Here is a 5311-nt window from a genome sequence, read left to right on the forward strand (position 1 = left end):
GGCCCTGCGCGACCGCCTCGACGACCACTGGAGCACGGTGGCGGCGGCCCGCGCGCTGTGGCGTCTCGGCACCCCGCCGGGCGAGCTGGCCGGCCGTCTGATCACGGCGATCACGGCACCGTACGGCGGCCGCGGCGCGGTGCCGCTGCTGGTCGAGATGGGCGCCGCGGAGGCCGTCGCGGACCTCGACCGGCTCGCCCACCGCGACGAACGGATCGTGGTCACCGGCTTTGACGACGACATCGTCTGGGAGGACGAACGGTCGCGGGACCGACTGCGAAGGGCCGTCGCCGCACTCCGCACGGTATGACGACGCGCGCCTTCACGTTCCGAAGGCGCCCGCACCCGGCCGTCGCACCAGGTAGACGTCGATCGGGTCCTCGGCCTCCACGGTGAACCCGTGGCGTTCGTACACCTCATTGTCCGCCGTGGTTTGACGGTGGGTGTCGGTACGATCCGCGCACCTGTGGTCCTTGGACGTCGATGGGAGCGGACGCGTGGGCGTGTTGATCGATTACTTCCGGGCACCCGACGGAGAGACGGCGTTTCGGCTGCTTGATCAAGGTGATGGCATACCGCATGGCCCGGCCACCGCCGGGGCGGGCGTAGACGCGCTGGACGCGAAGGGTATCGACCCTTACGTCGTTCTCGGCCAGCTGATCGGGCTGATCCTCGCCGTGCCGTGGAGCACCGACCTGATCGAGACCGTTGCCGTGTGGCCGCCGGAGGAGACGAAGCCCGGTTCCGTCGAGGAGATGAACGGGCTGCCCGAGGAGTCTCCGTGGCACACCGGCCCCTGGCTGGAAGAACTCGGCGACCGGATCCGTGACGCGCTCGCCGACGTCGACGACCACGCGCTGCCCTCCATCGCCGATGAGTGGGCCCGGATCGAGGAGTTCGACGGCCACATGGACGCGACGCTCGCGCTGGACATCATTGAGAGCTTCGTGGCCCTGGCCCGTCGCGCTCGCCGGGCGGACGACCGGCTCTACTGCTGGATATGCCTGTGAGCAGGCCGGCAGGACTTGCGCCGTCTAGAGGCTCCTCCTGAAACGCCTTCCAGGCCCGGTCGTACATTTCCGGAACGCTTTGGCCGAGAGGATTGTCGGTCCGGCCTGCTACCGTCCGGCACTCGCAATGGTCCCGCGCGGGATTTGTCGACCACTCTTCGCCGGGCGATGAGGAAGGGCATGGACCGAATGGATGATGGCGAGAAGAACACACTGTTGATGTTCTTGGAGGCGCAACGCGCGAGCGTTCTGGCGATCGTCGACGGGCTCGACACCGAGGCGTTGACAACTCCGGTCCTGCCATCGGGATGGACGCCCCTGGGGCTCGTGGAACACCTCGGCCACGCCGAGCGGCACTGGTTCCAGGAGATCGCCACCGGCTCCGCCGAGCCGCTGCCCTGGCCCGACGACCACACTCCACTGATCACCTCACGCCCGCCATCGGCGGTCTTCGCGTTCTACCGCACGCAGTGCGAACACTCGAACGCGATCCTCGCCTCGATGCCCCTGTCGACGCCCCCGCGCGGACGTCACCCCGATCCGCTCGGAGAAGAGATCACCGACCTACGCCGGATCGTGCTCCACATGATCGAGGAGACCGCGCGTCATGCCGGCCACCTCGACATCGTTCGCGAACTGCTCGACGGAAAGACGGGACTCGGCCCCCGGTGAGCTCCTGGGCGGCAAGCGTCCGAACGCCCCGCGCCGATTCCGAGACCGGCGGAGCGTCCTGCACCAAGTCAGCCCTGTAGCGAGAGCTCGACGGTACGGGCCCGGTGGAGCGCCCGGCTGGGTGGCTCACTGCCGCTTGCCGCGCAGCGCGCCTCCCGTGCGGCCCCGCTCAGTCGGCGCCGTACACCGCAGTCCTCTCGGCCTTCAAGGCACGCGCAAGCCCGAAATTCTGTCCAATGATGGCCATATCTCCGACACGACTTTCTCCATAACTGCGTTTTAACGTCATTAAAGCCTGCTAAGGAGGCTTTTTTGATGAAAAATGCTGCAATCCTCGCTGCGGCTACGACGGTGCTCGGACTCGGGGTTCTGGCCACTCCGGCTGTCGCCGAGACCGTTCCCGCTGCCGCCAAGGCCCCACCGGCGAGTGGATGCGCCACCCCCACCTTCGCCGGCGGCCTCTCGCAGAGCGTCTTCTCCGCCGACTCGTCGAACTGGGTCCGCGGCGAGGCGTGGGTGCAGACCCACGACGACAGCGACCATGACGGCAAGCCGGACCGGATCCACATCGACATCACCCGCCCGGCCGAGACCGCGAACCCGGCCTGCCACTACAAGGCACCGGTGATCCTCGAGGACAGCCCGTACTACGCCGGCATCGGCCCGGAGCCGTTCTGGCCGGTCGACTACGAACTGGGCAACCCGGCGCCTCCGCGTCCGCCGGTGCCGCCGTGGCAGCCGAAGGTCACGACCCCGATCATCAGCACGATCTACGAGTCGACCTGGCTGCCGCGCGGCTTTGCCGTCGTACACGCCGAGTCTCCGGGCACCGGCGAGTCGACCGGCTGCCCGACGTCCGGCGGCCCGAACGAGACGAACGCCGGCAAGGCGGTCGTCGACTGGCTCAACGGACGCGTGCCCGCGTTCGCCGGCCCCACCTCGAACGCCCGGGTCTCCGCGGACTGGACCACCGGCAACGTCGGCATGACGGGTACGTCCTACAACGGCACGCTGCCCGAGGCGGTCGCGACGACGGGCGTCAAGGGCCTGAAGGCCATCGTGCCGGTCTCGGCCATCTCCGACTGGTACGACTACTACCGCGCGAACGGCATGGTGCGCGCGCCGTTCACGTACCAGGGCGAGGACCTCGACATTCTCGCCAACGACGTGTACTCGCGGGCCGACCAGAACATCTGCAAGCCGGTCATCGCGAACCTGGCCGAGCGGCAGGACCGGACCACCGGCGACTACAGCTCGTTCTGGAACGACCGCAACTACATGAAGGACGTCCACAACGTGCGTGCCGCCGTGCTCGTCGCGCACGGCAACAACGACTTCAACGTCATGACGAAGAACATGGCGCAGTTCTACGGGGCGATCAAGAAACTCGGCGTGCCGCACATGCTGTACTTCCACCAGAGCGGCCACGGCGGCGCGCCGCCGGATGTGTTCATGAACCTCTGGTTCACCCGCTATCTGTTCGGCGTGCACAACGACGTCGAGAGGCTGCCGCGCGCCTGGGTGGTCCGTGAGGCGAACGCCTGCCCGGTACGGCAGAGCACGGCGGTGGGCGACCAGTCGAACACCACGACGCTCACCGTCGCCGACTCGAGGCCGCTCACGCTCGGCCTGACACCGAACATCCCGGTCACCGCGGCGGACGGCACCGTGAAGACGGTCACCCGCGACATCGTCGGCATCCCCGACAGCAGACACATCACGCTGTCCGCGCCGGTGGCGACCGCGGCCGGCGAGAAGGTGGCGGACGGCGCGACGGTCGCGCTGGAGTGCGCGGCCCGGCTCAACCCGGTGCCGTACGCGGAGTGGCCGGTGCCGGGCACCGCCCCCGACAGGCTGCGTTTCACGGCGGGTGCGCCGGGCGTCGGCGGGCTGACCGGTGGCAAGGGCTCCACGGGCGACGAGACCCTGATCGACGACGCCACGGTGACCGCGGCGACGTCGGCGAACGCCGCATCGTCGAACGCGCGGCTGCTCTACGAGACCCCGGTGCTCACCAGGGATGTGCACATCAGCGGCACGCCGTCGGTCTCGGTGCGGATGGCGTTCGGCAAGGCGCACGCGAACCTGACCGCCGTACTGGTCGACTACCCGCCGACCGGCCCGGGGACCATCCTCACTCGCGGCTGGCAGGATCCCGAGAACCGGACCTCGGATGCCCGGACCCAGCCGATCAAGCCCGGCAGGTTCTACTCGTTCGACGTCGACATGCAGCCCAAGGACTCCGTCGTCGTCGCCGGCCACCGCATCGGAGTGATGATCCTGTCAAGCGACCAGGAGGCGACGATCCGCCCGGCGCCCGGCACGCGGTTGACGATGGACCTCGCCCACAGCAGTGTGACGCTGCCGGTCAACGGCGGCGTGATCAGGTAGCCCCGACGCGTGCCCGAACGTACGACCGGCCGCGCGGCGACGAACGTTTGCCGCGCGGCCGGTCGGCTAGGTGGAGAGCGGTTTATCGTCGACCTGAATCCGAAAGTCGGCCCTGCCGTCGTCAACGGATGTCACGGTGACGGTGACACCGTAATTCGTTCCATCCGACGCCTCGAGTCGGCAACGCATCTTCGCGCCCTTTTTCGCCTTGAGGTCGCCGGGACACGTCACCGCTGTCGGCTTCTGTCCAACGGTCGCCGACAGTCGATCGGCCACCTGTTGCTCGACGTCGGACCTGTCGACGGATTTGCCGGCGCCTGCGCTGAAACCGCACCCTGCGATCAGCATCATGCCGGCGGCGAGGAGCGGTCTGCCCATGCTCATTTCGTTTACCTCCCAATCGATTGACACCGAACGCGGGTGAGCCGCCGGGGTCGGTCAGTAGCGGTTCGACTGCGGGTGGGGCATCGGCGTCGTGGTCGGGTTCGCCGTCTCGAGTTCGGCGAAGTAGCGCTTCTGGGCGGTTTCGGGGTAGCGGGCGGTGAAGACGGCCGGGATGGTGAAGCCGCAGATCTTCACGATGACCAGGAGCAGGGTGTTGTCCGGGGCGGCGTGCTGGACGAAGGTCAGGACGATGGCGGTGGCGGTGAAGCCGGTCGCCCAGGCGATCGCGATGGTGCGGGTGATCCGTTTGAACAGTTCCGTGGCGGCGATGTCGGCTGAGACGTCGCGGCGGGCGATGCCTTCGGTGAAGGGGTGGCCGGTCACGATGGTCGCCCAGGCGGTGAGGGCGAGCCAGCCGATCGCCATGGACGCGCCGTAGTGCAGCAGTCCCGAGCCGGGGGCGGTAAGGGCGAGTGCGGTGAGCAGGGCCATGAAGACGGTGGTGGAGATCTCCAGGATCAAGGAGTCGGCCGGGCGACGGCGGCGTAGGTCCAGGGCGAGGAGCAGGGCCGCCGCGAGAAGGCCGGTAATGGCGCCGGCCTGGGCGTTCCAGCCGCTCACGACCGCGAGCAGGATCCAGGGCGCGTACATACGGGCGTAGTGCAACAGCATGGGGGAACCCTCCCGTGTCGAGAACCGCATGACATTCCTAAACAGACATGTGGAAACTAGATCCTTCACTAGTGACGTGTCAACATAGACATGTACATTCAGAAGCATGAGTCTGCGACATGCGATGCTGGGGCTGATCGCCGAGATGGACGGTGCCAGCGGTTATGACCTGTTGAAGGTGT

The 5311-nt window shown here is 67.8% G+C and carries 6 protein-coding genes; 4 read left to right on the top strand and 2 right to left on the bottom strand.

Annotated elements, in window-relative coordinates:
• From ACFFNX_RS41155 to ACFFNX_RS41170, 4 genes are all read left to right on the top strand, one after another.
• Positions 1–310 (top strand): hypothetical protein (locus tag ACFFNX_RS41155; protein ID WP_378211611.1); only part of this gene is annotated, 310 nt, incomplete at its 5' end.
• Between the two features lie 187 nt (positions 311–497).
• Positions 498–1010 (top strand): hypothetical protein, encoded by a 513-nt coding sequence (locus ACFFNX_RS41160; protein WP_378211612.1) that lies wholly within the window; start codon positions 498–500, stop codon positions 1008–1010.
• 189 nt (positions 1011–1199) lie between these two features.
• Positions 1200–1682, top strand: a complete 483-nt coding sequence (locus ACFFNX_RS41165) for a DinB family protein (RefSeq protein WP_378211613.1) — start codon at positions 1200–1202, stop codon at positions 1680–1682.
• 315 nt (positions 1683–1997) lie between these two features.
• Positions 1998–4073 carry a Xaa-Pro dipeptidyl-peptidase gene (locus ACFFNX_RS41170; RefSeq protein ID WP_378211614.1) on the top strand — a complete coding sequence of 692 codons (2076 nt, stop codon included), beginning with the start codon at positions 1998–2000 and terminating at the stop codon, positions 4071–4073.
• Positions 4074–4139: 66 nt separating this feature from the next.
• On the opposite strand, the gene ACFFNX_RS41175 is transcribed toward ACFFNX_RS41170, so the two are convergent.
• Together ACFFNX_RS41175 and ACFFNX_RS41180 are read right to left on the bottom strand one after the other, a co-directional pair.
• Positions 4140–4457, bottom strand: a complete 318-nt coding sequence (locus ACFFNX_RS41175) for a DUF4333 domain-containing protein (protein ID WP_378211615.1) — start codon at positions 4455–4457, stop codon at positions 4140–4142.
• Between the two features lie 54 nt (positions 4458–4511).
• Positions 4512–5129, bottom strand: coding sequence for a hypothetical protein (locus ACFFNX_RS41180; RefSeq protein ID WP_378211616.1), 618 nt, complete (start codon positions 5127–5129; stop codon positions 4512–4514).
• Between the last annotated feature and the right edge of the window lie 182 nt (positions 5130–5311).

The organism is Actinoallomurus acaciae (assembly GCF_042429965.1).
Lineage (GTDB): Bacteria > Actinomycetota > Actinomycetes > Streptosporangiales > Streptosporangiaceae > Actinoallomurus > Actinoallomurus acaciae.

Coding starts and splice junctions, on each gene's coding strand:
- ACFFNX_RS41165 (WP_378211613.1), top strand. CDS start 1,200: ATGGATGATGGCGAGAAGAACACACTGTTGATGTTCTTGGAGGCGCAA.
- ACFFNX_RS41170 (WP_378211614.1), top strand. CDS start 1,998: ATGAAAAATGCTGCAATCCTCGCTGCGGCTACGACGGTGCTCGGACTC.
- ACFFNX_RS41175 (WP_378211615.1), bottom strand. CDS start 4,457: ATGAGCATGGGCAGACCGCTCCTCGCCGCCGGCATGATGCTGATCGCA.
- ACFFNX_RS41180 (WP_378211616.1), bottom strand. CDS start 5,129: ATGCTGTTGCACTACGCCCGTATGTACGCGCCCTGGATCCTGCTCGCG.